Source organism: Amycolatopsis sp. NPDC051071, assembly GCF_040682875.1.
Classification (GTDB): Bacteria; Actinomycetota; Actinomycetes; order Mycobacteriales; family Pseudonocardiaceae; genus Amycolatopsis.
In genome coordinates this window covers 46,555-68,558 of the sequence record NZ_JBFBBY010000027.1, presented here as the reverse complement: position 1 = coordinate 68,558, position 22,004 = coordinate 46,555, and the positions used below count along the sequence as shown (strand labels likewise).

The 22,004-nt window shown below is 67.6% G+C and carries 19 protein-coding genes; 10 read left to right on the top strand and 9 right to left on the bottom strand.

What is annotated here, in order from left to right:
* Positions 1-374: 374 nt before the first annotated feature.
* The 3 genes from AB0M65_RS12330 to AB0M65_RS12320 all read right to left on the bottom strand — a co-directional run bounded on the left by AB0M65_RS12330 (position 375) and on the right by AB0M65_RS12320 (position 4,141).
* Positions 375-1,766 (bottom strand): cellulose binding domain-containing protein, encoded by a 1,392-nt coding sequence (locus AB0M65_RS12330; RefSeq protein ID WP_364025606.1) that lies wholly within the window; start codon positions 1,764-1,766, stop codon positions 375-377.
* Between the two features lie 26 nt (positions 1,767-1,792).
* The gene (locus tag AB0M65_RS12325) at positions 1,793-3,445 is read right to left on the bottom strand and encodes a glycosyl hydrolase family 18 protein (protein WP_364025603.1); all 1,653 of its coding nucleotides are present in this window, start codon (positions 3,443-3,445) and stop codon (positions 1,793-1,795) included.
* A gap of 264 nt (positions 3,446-3,709) precedes the next feature.
* Positions 3,710-4,141, bottom strand: coding sequence for an RpiB/LacA/LacB family sugar-phosphate isomerase (locus AB0M65_RS12320; protein ID WP_364025600.1), 432 nt, complete (start codon positions 4,139-4,141; stop codon positions 3,710-3,712).
* Between the two features lie 94 nt (positions 4,142-4,235).
* Here AB0M65_RS12320 and AB0M65_RS12315 point away from each other — a divergent pair, with 94 nt between their 5' ends.
* On the top strand, positions 4,236-4,634 hold the full coding sequence (locus AB0M65_RS12315) for a hypothetical protein (RefSeq protein WP_364025597.1): 399 nt from the start codon (positions 4,236-4,238) through the stop codon (positions 4,632-4,634).
* A gap of 3 nt (positions 4,635-4,637) precedes the next feature.
* On the opposite strand, the gene AB0M65_RS12310 is transcribed toward AB0M65_RS12315, so the two are convergent.
* Both AB0M65_RS12310 and AB0M65_RS12305 read right to left on the bottom strand, forming a co-directional pair.
* Positions 4,638-5,663: a medium chain dehydrogenase/reductase family protein gene (locus AB0M65_RS12310; protein ID WP_364025594.1), complete on the bottom strand. Its 1,026-nt coding sequence runs from the start codon at positions 5,661-5,663 to the stop codon at positions 4,638-4,640.
* A gap of 114 nt (positions 5,664-5,777) precedes the next feature.
* The gene (locus AB0M65_RS12305) at positions 5,778-7,124 is read right to left on the bottom strand and encodes an aspartate aminotransferase family protein (protein ID WP_364025591.1); all 1,347 of its coding nucleotides are present in this window, start codon (positions 7,122-7,124) and stop codon (positions 5,778-5,780) included.
* An 86-nt stretch (positions 7,125-7,210) separates the two neighbouring features.
* Here AB0M65_RS12305 and AB0M65_RS12300 point away from each other — a divergent pair, with 86 nt between their 5' ends.
* Positions 7,211-8,107 (top strand): LysR family transcriptional regulator, encoded by an 897-nt coding sequence (locus tag AB0M65_RS12300; protein WP_364025588.1) that lies wholly within the window; start codon positions 7,211-7,213, stop codon positions 8,105-8,107.
* Here AB0M65_RS12300 and AB0M65_RS12295 read toward each other — a convergent pair.
* Positions 8,028-9,254, bottom strand: coding sequence for an MFS transporter (locus AB0M65_RS12295; protein WP_364025586.1), 1,227 nt, complete (start codon positions 9,252-9,254; stop codon positions 8,028-8,030). The genes AB0M65_RS12300 and AB0M65_RS12295 overlap by 80 nt on opposite strands.
* Positions 9,255-9,318: 64 nt before the next feature.
* Here AB0M65_RS12295 and AB0M65_RS12290 point away from each other — a divergent pair, with 64 nt between their 5' ends.
* The 4 genes from AB0M65_RS12290 to AB0M65_RS12275 all read left to right on the top strand — a co-directional run bounded on the left by AB0M65_RS12290 (position 9,319) and on the right by AB0M65_RS12275 (position 11,677).
* Complete coding sequence (locus AB0M65_RS12290; protein ID WP_364025584.1) at positions 9,319-9,693, top strand: MerR family transcriptional regulator; 375 nt, start codon at positions 9,319-9,321, stop codon at positions 9,691-9,693.
* A gap of 42 nt (positions 9,694-9,735) precedes the next feature.
* On the top strand, positions 9,736-9,990 hold the full coding sequence (locus AB0M65_RS12285; protein WP_364025582.1) for a hypothetical protein: 255 nt from the start codon (positions 9,736-9,738) through the stop codon (positions 9,988-9,990).
* Positions 9,991-10,058: 68 nt separating this feature from the next.
* Positions 10,059-10,541, top strand: a complete 483-nt coding sequence (locus tag AB0M65_RS12280; protein ID WP_364025579.1) for a hypothetical protein — start codon at positions 10,059-10,061, stop codon at positions 10,539-10,541.
* A complete protein-coding gene (locus tag AB0M65_RS12275) occupies positions 10,538-11,677 on the top strand; it encodes a Gfo/Idh/MocA family oxidoreductase (RefSeq protein ID WP_364025576.1) in 1,140 nt (379 codons plus the stop codon). Before AB0M65_RS12280 ends, AB0M65_RS12275 begins: the two co-directional genes overlap by 4 nt.
* Before the next feature lie 244 nt (positions 11,678-11,921).
* Here the strand turns inward: AB0M65_RS12275 and AB0M65_RS12270 are convergent, their stop codons facing one another.
* Positions 11,922-12,665 (bottom strand): GAF and ANTAR domain-containing protein, encoded by a 744-nt coding sequence (locus AB0M65_RS12270; RefSeq protein ID WP_364025614.1) that lies wholly within the window; start codon positions 12,663-12,665, stop codon positions 11,922-11,924.
* A 96-nt stretch (positions 12,666-12,761) separates the two neighbouring features.
* Positions 12,762-14,150, bottom strand: coding sequence for an MFS transporter (locus AB0M65_RS12265; RefSeq protein ID WP_364025611.1), 1,389 nt, complete (start codon positions 14,148-14,150; stop codon positions 12,762-12,764).
* Between the two features lie 345 nt (positions 14,151-14,495).
* Between AB0M65_RS12265 and AB0M65_RS12260 the strand changes: the two genes are divergently transcribed.
* A complete protein-coding gene (locus AB0M65_RS12260) occupies positions 14,496-19,181 on the top strand; it encodes an RHS repeat-associated core domain-containing protein (protein WP_364025573.1) in 4,686 nt (1,561 codons plus the stop codon).
* A 113-nt stretch (positions 19,182-19,294) separates the two neighbouring features.
* Here the strand turns inward: AB0M65_RS12260 and AB0M65_RS12255 are convergent, their stop codons facing one another.
* Positions 19,295-19,885 (bottom strand): TetR family transcriptional regulator, encoded by a 591-nt coding sequence (locus AB0M65_RS12255; protein WP_364025571.1) that lies wholly within the window; start codon positions 19,883-19,885, stop codon positions 19,295-19,297.
* 102 nt (positions 19,886-19,987) lie between these two features.
* On the opposite strand from AB0M65_RS12255, the gene AB0M65_RS12250 reads away from it, so the two are divergent.
* From AB0M65_RS12250 to AB0M65_RS12240, 3 genes are all read left to right on the top strand, one after another.
* Positions 19,988-20,677 (top strand): nitroreductase, encoded by a 690-nt coding sequence (locus AB0M65_RS12250; protein WP_364025568.1) that lies wholly within the window; start codon positions 19,988-19,990, stop codon positions 20,675-20,677.
* A gap of 123 nt (positions 20,678-20,800) precedes the next feature.
* Positions 20,801-21,118: a hypothetical protein gene (locus tag AB0M65_RS12245; RefSeq protein WP_364025565.1), complete on the top strand. Its 318-nt coding sequence runs from the start codon at positions 20,801-20,803 to the stop codon at positions 21,116-21,118.
* Positions 21,119-21,589: 471 nt separating this feature from the next.
* Positions 21,590-21,886 (top strand): RHS repeat-associated core domain-containing protein, encoded by a 297-nt coding sequence (locus tag AB0M65_RS12240; RefSeq protein WP_364025562.1) that lies wholly within the window; start codon positions 21,590-21,592, stop codon positions 21,884-21,886.
* Positions 21,887-22,004 lie beyond the last annotated feature (118 nt).

Sequence of the window (22,004 nt, the reverse complement as noted above, 5' to 3'; positions counted from 1 at the left end):
CACTTGTTTTAGTTGGTGGGGTGTGGGTTTCCGGGGTGGCTTCTCCGCCGGTCCCTGCGGTTGGGGGGGGCGGGGGCCTCGCCCCCCTTCCCTCGGCTCAGCCGAGGGAAGGAGTCCTTCACGCGCAGCAACTGTGCCTGCTGGTGCGCCAGGGACCACAGCGGCGACCCTGAAGGCAGCGAAGGCCCCTTTACTGCCTTCAGGGTAGGCAAAGAGACCTTCACAGACCGGGCCTGCGATCAGGCCGGCAGCTAAACCCAGTAGGTACCCAAGACACTCTTGGCTCTAACGACCCAAAACACTCACGAGACTAGAGCGGGCCCGCACCGTGCAGCTTCGGTGCGGGCCCGCGGTCGGGAATACCCCAGGGGACGTCAGAAGCCGGCGGTGATCCGCGTGAAGTCCCAATCGTTCTGCGCGATGCCACTGCAGTTCTCGGCGACGCCGCCGCCGGGGCAGGGCCGGTCACGGTTGACCGACCAGAACGCCAGCCTGCCGGTCTTGTTCGTCTTGGACCAGGTGGCGATCCGGTTCCAGGTGTCGACGCTCGTCAGTTCCTTCTGGTCCGAGAGCCCGTTCATCCCGGAGATGCCCAGATGGCTGTACGCCGTGGCGTCGTTCCACCCGAACGTCGACTTCAGCTTGTCCCGCAGGCCGTTCGCGGCGCTGATGGTGCTCGCGTACATGTCCGCGCCACCGCTGAAGTCGAACGGCATGATCGTGTAGACGTCGATCCCGGTGTTCAGCGCCTTCGACTGGTCGATCAGCCGCTGGCCCCAGTAGTTCGGGCCGGTGGTGGTCGTGCCGAAGGTGACGATCGTCTGGATGCCGGGGTTGTTCGTCTTGACGATCTTCAACGCGTTGAGAATCCGGTCCTGTACCACCGTGCTCTCGAACTCGTCGGTGTTCTCGATGTCGATGTCGATCGCCTTGAGGCCGTAGGCGCTGATCACCTGCTGGTAGGCCGCGGCGAGTGCTTCCGGCGTCGAGCAGTTCGGGCCGAGCTTGTTGCCGCTCCAGCCGCCGAAGGACGGGACGACCTGGCCGCCCGCGGCCTTGATCTGCGCGATCGCGTTCGCGTCGACGCCGCCCTGCAGTGGACGGCTGCCGTCCCAAGCGGGATTGCAACCACCGGAGGACAGGATGAACGCCATCGTGAACCATTTGACGCCGGTCGCGTTCATGACCGTCTGCGGGCTCGGCGGCTCGCCCCAGCCCATGTACAGATACGGCGCCCCACGACCGCCGGGCAGCGGCGGGTTGCTCGTGGTCGTCGTGGGCGGGTTGGACGTCGTGGTCGTGCTCGTCGGTTTGGTCGTTGTCGTCGGAGTGGTCGGTGTCGTGGTCGGGGTGCCGCCACCCGGGTCGCAAGACCCGCCGTTGATCTTGCAGTTCGCCGGGGCGACGTAGCCACCGGAGTACTTGACGTTGAACCCGAAACTGGTCGATCCGCCGTTGCCGACGGTGCCGTTCCAGGTGTTCTTCACCGTCACGTGCTGGCCGGAGACGGCATAGCTGCCGTCCCACAGCGAAGCGATCGAATGCCCGGACGGCAGATCGAATTCGACCGTCCACGCGGGAATACTCGAACCCGAGTTGTTGCTGATCGTGTATTTGCCTTCCCAGCCGGAGCCCCAATCGGAGCCCTTGCTGAAGGCGGCACCTACCCCGCCTGCCGCGGAAGCCGGCGCGATCACGAGGACCGCGCCGGCTGTTGCGGCGGCGGCGGCCAGGCCGATGGCCTGGATCCAATTCCGCTTTGCCACTTGTCTCAACCTCTCAGCCGAACCGCTCAGTTCAAACCGTTGCGCATGGCCGTGACGAGCTCGCCGTTGCCGGTGTCACCGGTGAGTTCCCAGAAGAACGCACCGCCGAGCCCCTGGTTCTTGGCCCAGCCCATCTTTCCGTTGATGGTCGCGGGTGTGTCGTAGCTCCACCAGTTGTTGCCGCACTTCGCGTACGCGGTGCCCGCGATCGTGCCGGTCGTCGGGCAGGAGTTCTTCAGTACCTTGTAGTCCTCGATGCCCGCTTCGTAGGTACCCGGTGCCGCGCCGGTGGCGGTGCCGCCCGGGGTGGCCTGGGTGACGCCGGTCCAGCCGCGGCCGTAGAAACCGATGCCCAGCAACAGTTTGTTCGCCGGAACACCCTTGGACTTGAGTTTCTGAATGGCTTCGTCGGAGTTGAAGCCCTGCTGCGGGATACCCGGGTACGCGGTCAGCGGCGAGTGCGGGGCCGTCGGACCCTGTGCCGCCCAAGCGCCGAAGAAGTCGTACGTCATGACGTTGTACCAGTCGAGGTACGCCGACGCGGGGCCGTAGTCCGCGACGTCCAGCTTGCCGCCGCTGCTGGCGTCCGCGGTGATCGCCGCGGTGACCAGGAACGAGGAGCCGAACTTGGTACGCAGTGCCTGTGCCACGTCCTTGATGGCGGCGGGACCGCTGGTGTCACAGGTGAGACCGCAGGCGTTCGGGTACTCCCAGTCGATGTCGATGCCGTCGAAGACGTCGGCCCACCGCGGGTCCTTGATCAGGTTGTAGCAGGAGTTCGCGAAGGCGGCCGGGTTCTTCGCCGCCTGGCCGAAGCCGCCGGACCAGGTCCAGCCACCGAACGACCACAGCACCTTCAGGCCCGGGTACATCTTCTTCAGCTTGCGCAGCTGGTTGAAGCTACCGCGCAACGCGCCGGCGTCCCAGGTGTCGGCGACACCGTCCACACTGGACCCGGCGTCGTAGAACTTGTCGTAGTCGGCGTAGGTGTCGTCGTTCGCCGAGCAGGAACCGTTGGTGACGTTGCCGAAGGCGTAGTTGATATGCGTCAGCTTGGCCGCGGAACCAGAAGTGTGAATGTTCTTCACGTGGTAGTTACGGCCGTAGACACCCCACTGCACGAAGTAACCGAGGTTCTTCTTCGCGCCAGGGTTCGGGTTCGAAGTCGTCGTGGTCGGCGGGTTGCTGGTGCTGGTCGACGTCGGGGGATTCGACGTGCTCGTCCCGGTGGTCGTCGTGCTCGTCGGCGGGTTGCTCGTCGTCGGGGTGCCCCCACCCGGATCGCAGGAGCCGCCGTTGACCTTGCAGTTGGCGGGCGCGGTGTAAGCGCCGGAGTACTTGACGTTGAAACCGAAGCTGACGGAACCACCGTTGGGAACGGTGCCGTTCCAGGTGTTCTTCACCGTCACGTGCTGGCCGGAGACGGTGTGGCTACCGTCCCACAGCGACGCGATCGAGTGCCCGGTGGCGAGGTCGAACTCGACGGTCCAGGAGGAGATGCTCGCGCCGGACTTGTTGGTGATCGTGTACTTGCCTTCCCAGCCTGCGCCCCAGTCCGACCCCTTGGTCAGCGTGGCGCCGACCCCGCCCGCCGCGTTCGCCGGGACGGTCACCAGACCGACCGCCAACGCCGCGACGGCCGTGAACAAACCAATCAGATGCCATCTTTTTCTCGACATTTCACTCCTTACAACACGATGCAGGGGAGATGATCTTGGAAAAAGGTTTCGTCAATGGGAAAGCGGCGACAACGCGATGCCTCGGCCGAAACCGGGCAGGCGGGGATGCGTCTTCATCGACCACCTCCACGGGAGAACGCTTGTTGCGGGAGACGGTACGTGGTCTGGACCAATATGGGAAGCGTCACTACGGACAGTGGTGATTTTCCCGCAAATGGCCTAATACGTTCGACAGCGTTAACCGTTCACTGGTTCGGTGCCGGTTCACCGACGAGGTTCGTCCCATTCCCCGAGCCGGGCGATATTCGCCGATTCGCCGGCGTCCGGCGCGATACCGGAAAGAAACACCTCGGTGATTTCGACGGCCACGTCGGGGGCGAGCCGTTTGAGGCTCAGCGCCAGGACGTTGGCGTCGTTCCACTTGCGCGCGCCCGCGGCGATCCACGTGTCCCAGGCCAGTGCCGCGCGGACCCCCGGCACCTTGTTGGCCGCGATGGCCGTCCCTGTCCCGGTCCAGCACATCACGACGCCGAAATCGGCCTCGCCGTCGGCGACCGCCTTGCCCACCGCCGCGCCCAGCTCTGGCCAGGCGTCCGGCGCCGCCGGGGAGATCACGTCGTGACCGGCCTCGACGAGGAAGGCCAGGACGGCGTCCGTGGTGGCGTTCCGGTCGTCGGTCGCGAAGGCGATCTTCATGTCCGGATCGTACGCCGCGTCACCAGGTGACGAACTCCGATCTCGTGGGAAGATCACCGCGTGGACTCGTCTGCGACAGGAGCGCCAGGTCGGCATGATCTGTGCCAGAACCGGCTATCCTAGCGGCGTCGTCTACCAGTTGTTCGGCTCCAAGGAAACGCTGGTGCAGCGGCTGGTCGAGTTCGCGGCCGAGAAGTTCGCGGACGTCTTCAGCGCCGCCGTCGCCACCAGGACCGGCGGCCTGACTCCCTGCCCGATGGACATGCCGCGTGCGCTGCTGGACATCTTCTTCGAGCTGCTGACCGGCATGCCGCCGCTGAACCGGGCGTTCGGGTCCATCGTGGGTGTCCGCGACCCGGACGCGTACGCGGCGGCGCTGGTGGGGCAGCTGCGGGGAGTCGCGGTGGCGGCGATCATCGATCCCGGTGGTATCGATCCGCGTGCCGTCCGCGCGGAGATGGAGTACGCCGTGGACAGGCTGGCGAACCGCTAGCTTTTACGGCGTCAGCACGACCTTGCCCGCGACGGTCCCGGATTCGGCCAGCCGCATGGCTTCGGCGACCCGGCTCAGCGGCAGGCTCGCCGCCACCTGCGCGGTGATCTCGCCGTCACGCAGGGCCGTGAACACCCGGGTGAGGTCGGCGCGCAGACGGGCGCGGAACTTGTTCTTGGCGAAGGACCGCCCGGCCCAGACGTTGAAGAAGTACGCGCCGCGGCCGTTGGGCAGGCTGTTCCACAGCAGCACGCGGCCGAGGATCTTGAGCACGGGCAACTGCTTGGAGCCCTCGTCGTCGCGAGTGGCCGCGCTGCCGTAGGAGACGAGTGTGCCGCCGCGGGCGAGCAGCCGCCACGACGCGACCACACTGGCGCCGCCGACGTGGTCGAAGACGGCGTCCACCCCGTCGGGCGCGAGTTCGCGGACGCGGGCGGGGATGTCCTCGGTGCGGTAGTCGATCGGCATGACTCCCTGGCGCCGCAACGCTTTGTGGTGCCGCTCGGACGCCGTGCCGATCACCTGCGCGCCCGCCTGCTTGGCGAGCTGGACGAGCAGCGAGCCGACACCGCCGTTCGCGCCGTGGACCAGGATCGTCTGCCCGGCACGCACCTTGGCCTTGCGGTGCAGCATCTGCCAGGCGGTGATGCCGTTGACCACGGCGGTCTCGGCCTCCGCCGCGCCGACACCCTCCGGGACGTCGACCACGTCGGCGGCGTCGAGGAGCACGTGACTGGCCCAGCCGCCGACCTTCAGCAGTGCCGCGACCCGGCGGCCGGTGAGTGAGCTGTCGACGCCGTCTCCGGTGGTCAGCACCGTGCCGACCAGGTCGTAGCCGGGGACGAACGGGAAGGCGGGCTGGTCGTAGTACTTGCCGCGGCGCATTTGCTGTTCGGCGAACGAGACCCCGGTCGCCTCCATCGCGACGACGACCTGGCCGGGGCCGGGTGCGGGAAGCGGGCGTTCCCGCAGCTCCAGACCTTCCGGCTCGACCTTGCCCGGCAGTACGACCTCGATGAGGGTGTTCATCTCGACCTCCATGACGACTTATTGCGTGAGTTAGATGCTGTAACCATAGTGAGCAGTGCTCTCGCAAAAGTCAAGTGGTCAAGCCCGAGGCCAGCCTCGAACAGACGCGGGCCCTCAGAGGCCGAACCGCACGCAGGCATCCCCGATGGCCTCGTCCAGGATCCCCAGCCCCTCCGCCAGTTCCGCCTCGGTCGCGGTCAGCGGCGGAGCCATCCGGAACACCCCGCCCATCCCCGGCAACTGCACGATGTTCATATGCAGCCCCAGTTCCAGGCATCGCCGGGTCACGAGCGCGCCCAGTTCGTCGGAGCTGCGTTTCGTCGAGCGGTCGACGACGAGTTCCAGGCCTGCCATCAGGCCGCGGCCGCGGATGTCGCCGACGACGGGGTGACGCCCGGCGATGGCGTCGAGGCCGCGGCGGAGGAAGGCGCCCAGTTCGGTGGCGCGTTCGTCGAGGCGGTCCCGGGTGAGGACGTCGAGGACGGTGTTGCCGACGGCCGCCACCAGCGGGTCCGCGACGTGGGTGGTGAAGAACAGGTAACCGCGGTCGTGTGCTTCCTGTTCGATCTCCGCGCTGGTGATCACGGCCGCGAGGGGCAGGCCGGCGCCCAGCGTCTTGGACAGCGTGAGGATGTCGGGGACGACGCCGTCGCGTTCGAACGCGTACCAGTTTCCGGTGCGGCACAAGCCGGTTTGCGCTTCGTCGACGATCAGCAGCATTCCGCGCTCGCGACACTTCTCTCGCAGGGCGGCGAAATAACCCACCGGCGGTTCGATGATCCCGCCGGAGCTGAGGATCGGCTCGACGACGCACGCCGCGAGACTGCCGACCGATTGGGCGTCGATCAGCTCGAAACCGAAGTCCAGCTGGCGCTTCCAGTCGAGTTCGCCGGAACCGTCCACGAAGTCCGGACGGTACGAATTCGGGGCGGGGATGGCGAAATTGCCCGGTGTCGCCGGGCCGTAACCCTTGCGGCCCGCGCTGTAGGTGGCGCTCGCCGCCGCCTGGGTCATCCCGTGCCAGGACCTGGCGAACGAAACGATCTCGTGTTTCCCGGTGACGAGTTTCGCCATCCGGATCGCGGCCTCGTTCGACTCCGCCCCGGTGGTCAGCAGCAGCACCTTTTCCAGCGGTGACGGCAGAGTCCCGGCGAGCCGCCGGGCAAGGTCGACGACGGGGCGGCTCAGCATCCCGCTGAACAGGTGGTCGAGTGAGCCGACCTGCCGCCGCACGGTGGCGACGATCTCGGGATGCGAGTGCCCGAGGATCGCACTCATCTGCCCGGAAGTGAAGTCGAGGATCCGGCGCCCGGATTCGGTGAACAGGTAACTGCCTGCGGCGTGGTCGATGATCTCGCGGGTGAAGTCGCCGGCCCCGGCGTAACGCACGAGGTGCCGGTCGGCGTCGGCCCAGAAGGCCGAAGAGGCGGTGGTCAAGCCATCAGTGGTCGGAGCAGCCATACCTCGACGGTAAGGCCCGGCCGAGCGACACGTCCAGCTCACAATCATGGCTGTGCTGTTCGCTTGATCCGTACAACAATGGGTCCATGCTCAACCCATGGAGACTCAGCCTGCTGAGCCGGCTGGACACCCTCGGCACCGTCCGCGCGGTCGCGAAGGCGGCCAACCTCAGTGCGTCCAGCGTGTCCCAGCAGCTCGCGGTCCTGGAGGCGGAAACGCATACGCGGCTGCTGGAACGCACCGGCCGCCGCGTCCGCCTGACCCCCGCCGGGCTGATGCTGGCCCGCCGCGCGAGAGCGATCCTCGACCATATGGACACCGTCGAGGCCGAGTTGCGCAGTCTCGGCGAAGCACCGACGGGGCTCGTCCGGCTCGGCGCCTTCCAGAGCGCGATCCACACCATCGCCGTCCCCGCGGTGACCCGGCTGGCCCGGTCGCATCCGCGGCTCGACATCGAACTGCTCGAACTCGAGCCGCATCTGAGCATGCCCGCACTCCGGGTGGGTGACGCCGACGTCATCATCACCACCACCGACTTCGTCGAGCAGCCGCTGGGGCCGGACGTCGAACTGGTCCCGCTCGCGGCCGACCCGATCGTGCTCGTCGTCCCGCCCGGTCACCCCGCCGCCGGCCGGGGCCCCGCCGACCTCGCCGCGTACGCGAGTGAGCCGTGGGCGTTCGACATCCCCCAGTCGTATATGGCGAATCTGGCCACCCGGCTCTGCCGTGAAGCCGGATTCGAACCACGCGTGGTCTGCCGGTTCAGCAACTACATGATGACCTTGCGGCATGTCGAGGCCGGGCTTTCGATCGCCTTGCTGCCCGGCCTCGCCGTCGACAAGCGTTACCGTGTCGCCACCCGCGAGCTCGCGACACCGGTCACCCGCTCGATCACCGCGGCCATCAGGCGTGGGTCTCCGCCTCGCGCCGCCGTCGACCTGGTTCTCGAGGCGATCCGGAGTCATCCGGAACTGCCGCTGTGAACCCGTGCCGCCTGGCCACCAGCACCACGGCCAGCGTGGGCACGAGCAGCGCCAGGACACTCCACGGGAACGACGCGGCGCCGAAGCCGTCGAGCAGGGCGCCACCGACGACCCCGCCGCCGGCCATCGCCGCGTTCCAGAGGGTGATGAGCATGGCCTGCGCGATATCCGCCGCGCCACCCTTGTCACCCGCCTTCGCCACCGCGGTCTGCAGCAGCGTCGGGATACCGCCCCAGCCGAGCCCCCACAGCGTCACCGCGACGTAGACCATCGCCGGACTTTCGCTCAGCAGAGCCAACATCGTCGCGCCCAGCGCCACGAGCAGGGTCCCCGCGATGGTCAGCGCCCGCGGCCGCCGGTCGATCCGCGCGCCGACGAGCCAGATGCTGACCATCGACGCGAGCCCGAACACCAGCAGGATCAAATCGACGGCGCCACCCATCGACACGTGGCCGAGGAAGGCCGCGATGTAGGTGTAGAGGATGTTGTGCGCCAGTACGAAGGCCAGCGTCACGAACAGGACCGCGGCCACCCCCGGCACGGCGAGGGTCTTGCGCACCGGGAGCCTGCCGCCCTTGTCGTGGGCGGGGAAATCGGGGACGGCCAGCGCGATCCAGGCGAGCAGGCCGAGCGCGACCGCCGACATGATCGAGAACGTCACCTGCCAGCCGATGGCGCCGCCAAGGAACGTGCCCGCCGGGATGCCGAGCGCGAGTGCGAGCGGGATACCGGTCATCACGATGGCGATCGCCTTGCCCTGCACCGCTTCCGGCGCGAGCCGCCGCGCGTATCCGGCCAGCAGGGCCCAGACCACGCCTGCCGCGATCCCGGCGACGAACCGCGCGCCGAGTGTCAGCGGGTAGTTCGTGGACAGTGCCGTGACCGTGTTGGCGACGGCGAACCCCGCCACCCCGGTCAGGAGCAAGCGTTTGCGCCGCCAGCCCGCCGTCGCTGCGGACAGCGGGATCGCGGTGAGCGCGGTGCCGATCGCGTAGACCGTCACGAGTTGTCCGGTGGCCGCTTCGCCGACGCCGAGATCGGCGCTCATCGCGGGCAGCACCCCGGCGGGCAGGGCTTCGGTGAGGACGGTGATGAAGGCCGCCGTGGTCAGCGCGAGCAGCGCGCCGAGTGGGAGTTTCGGAGTCATACTCCGTATGCTCGAACCATCACATACATGTGAAGGTCAAGCCGGCCTTGGTGAGGTGGCGCACATGCGGATCGGGGAGCTTTCGGAGCGGACGGGCACGGCACGCCGTCTGCTGCGGTACTACGAGGAACAGGGTCTCATCATCTCGGCGCGGATGGCCAACGGTTACCGGGACTACGACGAGTCGTCGGTCGACCGGGTCATCCAGGTCCGCGGCCTGCTCGACGCCGGGCTGCCGACGCGGATCATCAAGCAGATCCTGCCGTGCCTTGACAAACCCCGGCAGATCTACTTCCCGGACGCCACCCCGGAGATGCTCGAAACCCTGGAGGGCGAACGCGACCGGATGACCCGGCGCGCGGAATGCCTGCTCCGCAACCGGGACGCGATCACCGAGTACCTCGACGCCGTCCGCACTTACGATCCGGCCGTTTCCTGACGCCCTCCGATTGATCGTCATCCTCGGACCGGCTCGGCCACCATGGCGAGCAGGCTGAACTCGGCGGGCGTGCGCGACGTCCGTGGCTTCTCGGTAAACCGGCCACAATGGACAGTGGTGCGACCCGCCGGGACGGAAGCTGGGGGCCCGGCACAGGCGGGCGGTGGGCGGTGGGTGGAGCTGCTGCTCTGGGTCAAGACGCCGGGCGTCTCCGACGGCGAGTGCGGGATCGCGCCGTCCGTGCCCGCCGGGAGGTTCAGTCCCGGCCTGGCCGTCCGGCTGATCGACGGCACGTGAGAAGGCCCTCACTTGACACGATGAGAAAGCGCTTTCAGGATTGACCGAGACCGGCCGAAGGAGGCTACGTGGAACGACGGTTCGCCGTGAGCACACTCGGCATGCCCGGTGTCCCCGTGGCCGCGGCGCACGGTTGCCACGGCCTCAAGTTCCGGGCGCATCCGGACGAAGTCGTCCACAGAGGACTTTCAGAGCGGAAGGCCGCGCAGCTACGGGCGTTGATCGAAGGCGTCGGCCTGGAGGTGGCCCGCCTCGCCGGCGACGCGAAGGTGTGCGCGCCCGGCCCGGACGAGCCGGTGATCGCCGGACTACGCGAGCTGATCGCTCTCGCGCACGGGCGCTCCGGTGAGACACCGGCCGAAACCCGGGCCGTACTCGGCGGCCACCTCGGATACTTCCAGGTCAAGGACGTCGTCTCGGGGGCAGGCCGGATCTCACTGGAGTGGGAGAAGGCGTGGTACCCGGACATCGTCCCGGTCGCCACACCGTCGCGCGCGGCCGCCACCTGGTTCACGAATAGTGAGAAAGCGCTTTCAAAGGAGAACGGATGACCACGCGGAAACTTGGCGTCGTGATGAACGGCGTCACCGGGCGGATGGGCTACCGGCAGCATCTGGTGCGCTCGGTACTGGCGATCAGGGAGGCGGGTGGCGTCGAGCTGGCCGACGGGTCGCGGGTCCAGCTGGAGCCGGTACTGGTCGGGCGCAACGCGGACAAGCTCGAAGAGATCGCAACCCGGCACGGGCTCACCCGCTGGACCACCGACCTCGACGCCGCGCTCGGCGACGACGACCTCCCGCTCTACTTCGACGCGCAGCTGACCGCCGTGCGGGAGAAGTCGATCGTCCGGGCCATCGACGCCGGCAAGCACATCTACACCGAGAAGCCGGTGGCCGAGTCGGTCGAAGGCGCGCTCGCGCTGGCGCGGCACGCGGAGGCCGCGGGGGTGAAAAACGGCGTCGTCCACGACAAGCTGTACCTCCCCGGCCTGCTCAAGCTGAAGCGGCTGATCGACAGCGGCTTCTTCGGACAGATCCTCTCCGTGCGCGGCGAGTTCGGCTACTGGGTCTTCGAGGGCGACTGGCAGAGCGCGCAGCGCCCGAGCTGGAACTACCGCGCCGAAGACGGCGGCGGCATCGTCGTCGACATGTTCTGTCACTGGAACTACGTACTGGAGAACCTCTTCGGTGCCGTCAATGCCGTCACCGCGAAGGCCGTCACCCACATCCAGGAGCGCGTCGACGAGAAGGGTGACCGCTACACCGCTACGGCCGACGACGCCGCGTACGCCATCTTCGAGCTCGAAGGCGGTGTCATCGCGCAGCTCAACTCGTCCTGGTGCGTGCGTGTGCACCGCGACGAACTCGTGGAGTTCCAGGTCGACGGCACCCGCGGCAGTGCCGTCGCGGGCCTGCACAACTGCGTGATCCAGCCGCGTGAAGCCACCCCGAAGCCGGTGTGGAACCCGGACCTCGCGGAGACCAGGTCGTACCGCGCGCAATGGCAGGAAGTCCCGGACAACGAGGACTTCGGCAACGGCTTCCGCGCGCAGTGGGAGCAGTTCATCCGCCACGTCGTCGAGGACGCGCCGCACCCGTACGACTTCATGGCGGGCGTACGCGGCATCCGGCTCGCCGAGGCGGGTCTCGAGTCGTCGAGGGAGAACCGCCGGATCACACTCGGCTAGTGCCCCGAGCCGGAAGTTCGCACGTTATGCCCTGAGTCGACCACGGTGTGAATCCCGCACTCGCGTGCCCAAGCACGCGTGTGCGGTGTTCAAGCACGCGAGTTACGTGCTCAAGCACGCGTGTGCGAAGTTCAAGCACGCGAGTTACGCCTTCAGGCACGCGAGTCACGTCCTCGTGTCGACCGCGAATCCGGCGAACGGGCCGGTCACCGTGCTTACGACACGAACTTCCGGCGCGGGACGGCTAGCGTCCGAACACCACCGCGGGGTCCTCGGCGATCAGCACGGCGATTTCGCGGATCTTGCGGTTCGTGTGCTGTGATGCCTCGGTGAGCCAGCGGAACGCCTCGTCGGCGTTCAGCCCCAGACGTGCCATCACGATGCCTTTCGCGGTGGCGATGGCGTCCCTGGTCTCCAGCGCGGCGACCAGGGTCTCCGCCTGTTTCTCGGCGGCCGCCCAGCGGGTCGCGGTCAGGACGATCGCCGAGATCGCCGAGGTGAACATCGCGACCAGGGCCGCCTCGACCGGGTCGAAGGCGTTCTCCTCGAAGCTCCAGACGTTGAGGGCGCCCGCCAGTGGCTCGGTTTCGCGCTTCCGGTAGCCGTGCCCGTCGTCGGGGAGGAACAACGGGCAGGCCAGCGCGGTCTTGACGCCGAGTTGCTCGGCGGCGGCCGCGAAGTCCGGCCAGCGTTCGGCGGCGGTCTCCAGCGTGGTCCGGACGATCGTCCCGCTGGTGGCCGCCTTCAGGCACGGGCCTTCGTCGGCGGTGTACTGCGCCTTGTCCAAGGGGAGCAGGGACTCGTCGGTGGCGGCGACGGTGCTCGGCTCGTCGCCGGAGTACAACGTGACCGTGGCCGCGTCCGCTCCTGGCAGCAGCCCGACCACCTTTCCCGCCACCCGCGCCAGCAGGTCGTCACGGGACTCGTCGAGCCGCATCGACTCGGTGAGTTCCCGCAACGCCGAGGCGGTGTCGCGAAACTGATTCATCACGTCCCTCTCCCTGGCCGGCGTGTTTCGCCGCCCATCAGAACGTACTCGCTCCAGCTCCGCGGGTATTGGCCGATTCGACGTAATCGTCGGCGTTCAGCCGGTCTTCCCCGGCCGAGCGTGGGCACGGACGATGCCCCAGCCCACCAGCGCCGCCGCCATGACCGTGAGCGCGAGGCCTGCCAGGGTGACCGCCTCCCGGAACTCCGCGGTCTGGTGAGCACTCCAGCCCGGTGTGGCGATGTCGCCGGTGAAGAGCACGGCGATGACGGTCCCGCTGAGGGCGATGCCGATTCCGGTGGTGACTTCGCCCGCGGTGTCCACCAGTGCCGCTCCGATGGTGATGCGGCCTGCCGGGAGACCACGCATCACGTTGGTCCCGGCGACGACACCGACGACGCGCATCCCCGCGGCGACGAGCACCAGTGCGAGGGCGACCCAGACGTACCCGAGCCTGCCCAGCAGTCCGTAGACGGCGAGCCCGCATACGACGGCTCCGGCGCTGAGCCAGGCGGCTTTGTCGAGACCGGCACGGGTGACCAGCGGGCCGATGAGCGCGCCGCCCGCGATGAGCACGACGACCTGCGGGAGCATGCCCAAGGCCGCCTGTGCGGGTGCCCAGCCCCAGTCGAGCTGGAGCTGCAGGGTCACGAGGTAGCCGAGGCCGGCCGTCGCGAGGGCCGAGGCGGCCTTGAACGCCAGGCCGCTCGACACGAGCGGACGGGCGACGAGTCCGAGGTCGAGCAGCGGATAGCGGGCGGAACGCTCGCGGAGGACGAACAGCACCGTCAGCACGAGAGCCGCCGCCGTGGCCAGCCACGGGAGCGGTGACGTGGCGCCGGTGTGGACGAACAACGTCGGTGCGATGAGCGCGAGCACGATCGCGGCCGTGCCGAGCAGGGCACCCGCGACGTCGATCGGGTCGCGGTGCAGCTCGTCCGCCTTGTCTGCGGGGATACCGCGCCGGATGCCGAAGAACGCGAGCGCGGCGACCGGCACGTTCACCAGCAGCAGCACCTGCCACGGAGCGAACGTGAGCACGAAACCACCCGTCGTCGGCCCGATCGCCAGCCCGACCAGGCCCACCGTCGAGATCAGCGTCGTCGCGCGGATCCGGAGCCCGTCCTCGTCGAACAGGCGGAACGCCAAGGCGAGGGAGCCGGGCGTCGTCATCGCGGCCGCGACCCCCATCGCCGCGCGGATCGCGATGAGCTGGTCCACCGTGGTGACGAACGCGGTCGCCAGGCTCGCCACCCCCAGCAGTACCAGCCCGGCCAGCATGATCCTGCGACGGCCGGCCCGGTCGGCCAACGCGCCGAAAGCCAGCATCAGCCCGCCGAACACGACCGCGTACACACCCGTGACCCACTGCACCGCGGTCGTCGACGCCGCCAGCTCACGGCCGATGGTCGGCAAGGCGACGTTGAGGATCGAATTGTCGAGCATCTCGAACAGGAACACCGCCGAAAGCCCGGCGAGGGCCACCCCCGCTTGACGGAGGGAACGAGGGTTTTCACTTGGGGCGTCGGGATCCTGGACGGCTCCATCGCGACGGAAAATCACTGCGCACTCCTTCTTGATGAAGAAGTGGCGGTTCATCCGATACCGCGTGTGCGCGCGTGGCCGTGACCACACGTTTTTACTTCCAGTGAGCCAACACTAGCACCGATCACTCGCAGGCTCCCGCCCCTCGGTGGGATGGGCCACAGAGGCAACCGTGATGGCGCGAATGGGCAAGACCAGGTCGGTTCGGTCGCCGGCCGTCAGGTTCCCGGTACCGTCGATTCCGCCGTGTGTCGGCACGGGGTGGCCGCATCGTGAGGGGACTTGGTGAGTAATCCGCTTGTCGCACCGGTGAAGGATTCGACGACGGCGGTTTCGGGTGTGCCGTTGCTGGAGGGCGCGCTTGATCTGAAGTCGGCGATCGAAAGCGGTGACTGGGCTTCGGTCGCGATGGGGGCGGTCGGCACCGCGCTGGACGCGATGACGGCGGTGATGGACCCGTTCGGGACGATCTTCGCCGCCGGTGTCGGCTGGTTGATCGAGCATGTCGGGCCGTTGAAGGACGCGCTCGACGCTCTCGCCGGGAACGCGGACGAGGTCGCGGCGCAGTCGCAGACGTGGACGAATGTCGCCAAGGAACTCGGGACCGTGTCGGTCGAGCTGGTGGACTTGGTCAAGAAAGACCTCGACAGCTGGAAAGGCGAGGCGGCCGATACCTATCGGAAGCAAGCGCAAAACACGTCGACGTTGCTCGAGAGCGCGCAGAAAGGCAGTGAGGGCGCGGCCAGTGGGGTGAAGACGGCGGGGGAGGTCGTCGCCGCGGTCCGGACGCTGGTCCGGGACATCATCGCGGAGCTGGTCGGGCATCTGATTTCGTGGGCGCTCCAGGTGGTGTTCACGCTCGGGATCGGGTTGACGTGGGTGGTGCCGCAGGTGGTGGCGGCGGTGGCGAAGACCGCGATCAAGATCGCCGGTCTCACCACAAAGCTGGTGAAGGCACTCAAAGGCCTGGTGCCACTGTTGAAGAAGGCGGGAGACCTGTTCGGCGACGCCGGGAAGGCGTTGAAGAACCTCAAAGGCGGGGCGGTCAAGCCCGCCGGCAAGCCCAAGTCCCCCGGACCCAAGCCCAAGGGGGGCGACAAGAGCAGAAGCAACCCGGACGGCGACAACGACTCCACCCATACCTCCGGCGCCGACGGCAACCACCGCGGTGGTGGTGGCGAGAGCAACACCAACTCCGGCGGCGACAAGAACAATCGGGGCGGCGAAGGCAACCAGGGTGGCGAAGGCGGCCACGGTGGAGGATCGCAGGGCGGCAGGGGCCCCGACAATGGCGGCACCTCTTCCTCTTCGTCGAATAACCCGAACAAACCGGATAACCCCCGTGATCGTGGAGTCGGCCCGGACAACCGGAATTACCGATCCGATCCGGTGGACATCGCCACCGGCGAAGTCGTGCTGACCCAGATCGACCTGGAACTGACGGCACTGCGGTTCGAGCGGACGCATGTTTCTTCGTATCGCGCGGGGCGCTGGTTCGGCCCGTCCTGGTCGTCCTTCGCGGACCAGCGCATCGAGGTGGACGCCGAACATGTCTGCTACTTCTCGCCGGACGGCATGGTTTTGGTCTACCCGCTGCCGTCCGATGCCCGTCCGGTGCTCCCGGTGGAGGGGCCGCGGTGGCCGTTGTCCCTCGATGCGGACGGCACCGCCACCGTGACCGACCATCGCCGGGGGCGGACCCTGCGTTTCGGCGCCCGGCGTGGCGAGGTGTTGCCACTGCGTGCGATCGAAGCCGACGGCGAACGCGTCGACGTCGAGTACGACGAAGCCGGGGCTCCCGCCGTTTTCCGGTATTCCACGGGGATCGTGGTCGGGCTTCGCGCCGAACGCGGCCGGATCACCGAACTCCGGGTCGTCGGCGACCAGGCAGGCGCCGACGTCGTGGTGACGCGTTACCACTACAACGTATCCGGACACCTCAGCGGAGTCGTCAACTCTTCGGGCCTTGCCCTCCTGTTCGACTACGACGCCGATGGCCGTCTCACCGGCTGGCAGGATCGCAACGGAGTCTGGTACCGCCACGTCTACGACGAGCACGGCCGCTGCGTACGCGCTGTCGGCACGGACGGTTTCCTGGACGGCGCCTTCGACTACGACCGTGCGCGCCGGGTCACCACGCATACGGATTCACTGGGCCACCGCACCGTTTTCCAGCTCAACGAGGCGAATCAGACCATCGGGGAGACCGACCCGCTCGGCCACACCACCACCTTCGAATGGGACCGGTACGACCGGCTGCTTTCCCGCACGGACGCACTCGGCCACACCACCCGCTACGACTACGACGACGAGGGCCGGGTCACGCGGGTGACCCGCCCGGACGGCAGCGTCGCACTGCTCGAACACGACGGCGAAGCACTGCATTCGATCACGGTGCGCGACGGCGACCGGTACTGGCGGCGGTTCTACGACGAGTCGGCGCCGGACCCGTTGCGGGAGCCCGTCGGCGTCGCCACCCCGGTACGGCTCGACGCGGGCCAAGAGCCGGTGCCGTCCTCCGACGATCGGGATCAGTTCGGCAGGCCACGATCGGTCTCCGACGGCAGCGGGCCGCGGACTCAGCTCGGCTGGACGGTGAGCGGCCTGCCCGCCCTCCGGATCCGCGACGGCCGGGACCGCGCGATTTGGCGCTACGACGGTGAAGACAACGAGATCGAGCATGTCGACGAACTCGGCCGGACGAGCCGGAGCGAGTACGGGCCCTTCGATCGGCTGACCGCCACGATCGATCCCGCGGGTGGGCGCACCACCTACCGCTACGACACCGAACTGCGGCCGGTGTCGGTCACCAATCCGAACGGGCTGACCTGGACCTACCGTTACGACGCCAGGGGCCTGCTGGTCGAGCAGGTCGACTTCGACGGCAGGACAAGCCGCTATGACTACGACGCGGCAGGCCGGTTGGTGCGCTCGGTGGACCTCCACGGCGGGAGCACCGAGTACCGCTACGACGTACTCGGCAACCTGGTCGAGGTACACGCTCCCACCGGAAGCACCTGGTACGCCTACGATCCGGTCGGCGAAGCGGTCCGCGTGGCCTCGGCGGATTCGGTCGTGGAGTTCGTGCGGGACGCCTACGGCCGTGTCGTTCGCGAGACGATCGACGGCCGCGCGGTCACGTTCGCCTATGACACCGAGCGCAACCTGATCCGGCGCCGCACCCCTTCCGGTGCCGAGAGCGAGTGGTTCTTCGACCACGAAGACCGGCCGATCGCCCTGGTCGGTTCCGGACATACCGTGCGGTACTCCTATGACGACGAGGGACGGCCAGACGGCCGGATGGTGGACGACGCCTACCTGCTCCAGCAGTCGTTCGGACCGGATGACCGGCTGGTCACCCAGACGGTCTTCACGAACGACGGACCCGGCCGGACCCGGACGTTCGACTACTCCCCGGACGGCCGCCTCGCCGCCACCTGGGATCCGATCGCCGGCCGGACGACCTTCAGCCGCGACGCGCTGGGCCGCCTCACCACGGTGACCTCCACCGGCCTCCGAGAGGATTTCGCCTACGACACGGCGAGCAACCTGGTGGCCGGGACGTCGACCGGCGGATGGCCCGCCGACGCGGAAGCAGGCCCCCGGTTCTACGAGCGCAATACGGTCAAGGCGGCCGGCGCGGTCACCTACGAGCACGATCCGCTGGGGCGCCGGGTGCTGCGCCGGGAACAGCATCCGAACGGTGAACGGGTCTGGCACTACGTCTGGGACGCGGCCAACCGGCTGATCGGGGTCGCGACACCCGATGGCGGTCGTTGGCGGTACCGCTATGACCCGCTCGGACGCCGGATCGCCAAACACCGGCTCGGGCAGGACGGCGGTGTCGCCGAGTCGCTGGAGTTCGCCTGGGACGGCGACGTGATGATCGAACAGGTGCACATCGACCCCTCCGGCGCCGGCCACGTCATCACCTGGGACCGGCATCCGGGCAGCGGTGAACCGGTGACCCAGCGGGAACGCGGGCCGGGCGGGGAAGGTTTCCACTCGGTGGTGACCGACGCCGTGGGCACCCCGCTCGAATTGCTCGACTCCGACGGGGAAATGGCCTGGTACGGGCGAAAAACCCTGTGGGGCAGGCATCTGCCGTCCGCGGGCGCGAAAACGCGCACTCCGCTCCGGTTCCCCGGGCAATACGCCGACGACGAGACCGGTCTGCACTACAACGTGCACCGCTACTACGACCCGGCGACCGCGCGCTACCTCAGCCAGGATCCGCTCGGGCTGGAAGCGGGACCGAACCCGGTCGCCTACCCAGGGGACCCCTACGCGCACTCCGATCCGCTCGGGCTCATGGACTGCGGTGGCTCCGGGGCGAGCAAGCCACCGGGTACACCCGGCGGCGGCCACAACGCGGGAAACACCGGCGGCAGTGGTAAAAAGCCGAAACCTCCGGTGCCGGACCGCAACAAGAAACCGAAACCCCCGGAACCGGACGGCGGCAAAAAGCCGAAGCCCCCGGTACCGGACCGCAACAAGAAACCGAACTACCCACCCGCTCAGCCGAACAACGGAGCCCCGACGCCCGCGCCGGGCAAACAGGACTTCGTCGCGCCGAATCCACCGCGTAAGTTCAAGCGGATGGAGGTGCTGGGCACCTACAACTACAACCCGAACCAGCAGAAGCTCCCAGGGACGGGTTTCACGGACATCATCCCGATGCAGAACCACGTCAGCACGAAGATCGTCGACGGGAAGATCAAGGACTGGAAGGCCAACGGCGAAATGAACACGCCGGTCAAGGTTCCCGTGTATTACCCGCCGAACAACCCGAACCAGCTGTCGCTCATGGGCGACAAGCACCACACTCTCGTCGCCGCGGTGCAAAGCGGGCGTCCGGTCGAACTGAATCTCGTCAAACCACCCGGCGGGGTCGGGATGGCCAACCCGCGCACGAACTGGAACGACACCAAATGGTCCGATTTCGAACTGGGCGAGGCGTGGCGGCAATGAGCCTGTTCCGTTGAGCGGCCGTCCGCCACCTTTTGCCCTGCCTCTCAAGAGGAGCCGGCACCTTGGTGTGTTGCTTGGCGTCGGCCCGGTTCGGACCTGACGCTGCCCCGCACCTAAGTGGTTGGTAGAGCGCGTTCGAGGAGGATCTCCGCCGCCGCCCGTCCATGCCTGCCGTAATCGGCGTCGTTCAGCACCATGGCCCGGCTGGCGGCCCCGTCCGCGAGGATCACCAATTGTTCGGCGAGTGCGCCGGGGTCGCGGCAGCCCAGTTCCGTCACCAGTGCGGTGACGAGCCGCACCATCCGCAGTTTCTGCTCGCGGGCGTAGGTGTGAACCGCGCTCTCCACGTCGGGGAACTCCGCGGCGGCATCGATGAACGGGCATCCACGTACCGGGGGCGTGGTCCCCACGGGCAGGCTGAACAGGCCGAGGAGCCGCTCCCGCGCGGGAATGTCCTCGCGGGTCAAGCCGCTTTCCAGGGTCGCGCCCGACGACGCGAGGTCCTGCAGGTGCGCGATGACCAGGTCGCTCTTGGTCCGAAAATGCACGTAGAGCGTGCGCTTGGAGACCGGTGCTTCCTCCGCGACCTGTTCCATGCCGGTCGCGTTGATGCCCTGAGTCGCGAACAACTGGGCGGCCGCGGCCAGGATGCGCTCCCGGCCGCCACGTCCCCGTCGTCGAGAGGCCGTAGGTGTCGTTCCCATCGGGCAAGTATACGCATGTGTTTACTTTGGCGGGGCGGGTTGCTAGGGTCGGCTCATAAGTAAACACAAGCGTTTACCTAAGTTGCCGTTGAGGAGTGTTTCATGAGCGGGTCGGTCCCTGTTGAGCTGACGTACAGCGCGAAGAAGCTGATAAGCGGTCGTCACGCGACACGCGCTTTCCGTCCTGAAGCCGTGCCTGAGGACACCATGCGCGCGATCTTCTCGCTGGCCGGTGCCGCACCGTCCAATTCCAATGCGCAGCCATGGCAGGTGGAGGTGGTGAGCGGCGCGATGCGCGAGCGGCTGGCGAATGCCTTGCGGACGGCCCACGCCGAAAAGCGCGTCTCGACAGATTTCCCGTATTCCGAGGACATGTACTCAGAGGTGCATCACGCGCGCCGGGCCGTGTTCGGCGCGGAGCTGTATGGAGCGTTGGGCATAGCCCCGGACGACTCGGCGGCCCGTGCGGCCTATGACGCGGAAAGCCTGCGTTTCTACGGTTCGCCACACGCCGCGTTCCTGTTCGTCACCGGTGACGGCGGGCCGCGACTGGCGGCGGACGTCGGCGCCTACATGCAGACACTGCTCCTGGCGATGACCGCGTACGGTGTGGACAGTTGCCCGCAGGGCCTGCTGAGCTTCTACGCCGACACCGTCCGTGGTGAACTCGGTGTCACTTCGGGAAAGCTGCTCCTGGGCATTTCCTTCGGCTATGCCGACAAGACCGCGCCCGTGAACCGGGTCACCACCGGGCGAGCCGCACTCGACGCGACCACGGCATTCCACGCCTAGGGCCTGTTTCGCCGGTTCTCCCGACCTTTCCCGGACATGGCGGTGTGGTTCGTTCGACCGATAGTGCGCAGACGCGCCTACGGATATCTTTCGGCCTATCCACACAACAACCGGAGGAGCACCATGACGACCACCCGGCGCGTTCTCACCGTTCTGGCCACCGCGGGTCTGGCCATCTCGGTCTTCGGCGCGGGTTCGGCCTCCGCCGCGACCAAGGGCAAGATCTACATCTCGAACAACTGCGGCAAAGCGGTCTCCACCACGATCCACCGCACCGACGGCTCGATGATCGCGGGCACCGGGGCCGCTCCGGCGGGCAGCTACTTCGGCTACCCGGTCAACCCCGGCACCTATCAAGTCCGCGTGCCCGCCGGTAACCGGAACGTGCAGATCCTCGACCTCGGCGGCAAGGCGCACTCGGCCATCGTCAAGGCCTGCTGAACTCCACCGAGGACACGGCGTCGCGCAGCACCGGCAGGTAGCCCTGCCGGTGCTGGCCGCGTTAATGTGGCGGGAATTGCCCACCGGGCCGACAGGGCTTGTTGTGTCAGCGGTTGGAACCTGTCCGCGGTCCAACCTCAATCTGGCGGCGGCCGAGAGTGCAATGCCACCAACGGGTGCGCCGAGTAAGCATCAGGGTGGTCGGCATCGTGCCCTGCCTCAGCCACCACGCTGGCCGAGGCGACGCTGCTGATCGCGCAAGTGTTTCCGTTGTCGATGACGAGTCGGTTATCGGTCCGGCCTTGCTACTCGGATCAGAAAGCGCCAGGCCTTGACTGGGTCCGACCTGGTGGAGAACGCCGTTCACGCCTCGCCTGCCGTGCTGTAGGGGACTGAACAACCAGGTCACCTGCCTGTCGAACGGTAGCGACGGCACGTTCGGCAGGCATCGGATGCCGGTCGCGGCTGTGTGTGGCGGGGGGTGGGATCGTGTGGTTCCACCGCACGACGGTGTGGGGTCGTACACAACAGTGGAGCCTTACCGAAGCCTATACGCCGCTGAGGTTCGCAGGGCAGTACGCTGACCAGGAAAGTGATCTGAACTACAACTATTTCCGGCATTATGATCAAGGGTCGGGCCGTTATATGAGTGCCGATCCTTTAGGTTTGAAGGCTGACCCTAACCCGCACCGTTACGTGCATAATTCCCTGGGTTGCCGCCCAGTACACGTCACCGTCGGGTCGCGTCCACCACGGACATGCTCGTGAGGGTCTTGACATCCCGGACGAACTACGTCGTGAAATGGAGGCGATTGCTCCCTTGAGTAACCGACACGGTGCTTGTGCCGAGGTTAATGCGCTGGCCAGGGCATATCTTGACGAGGGG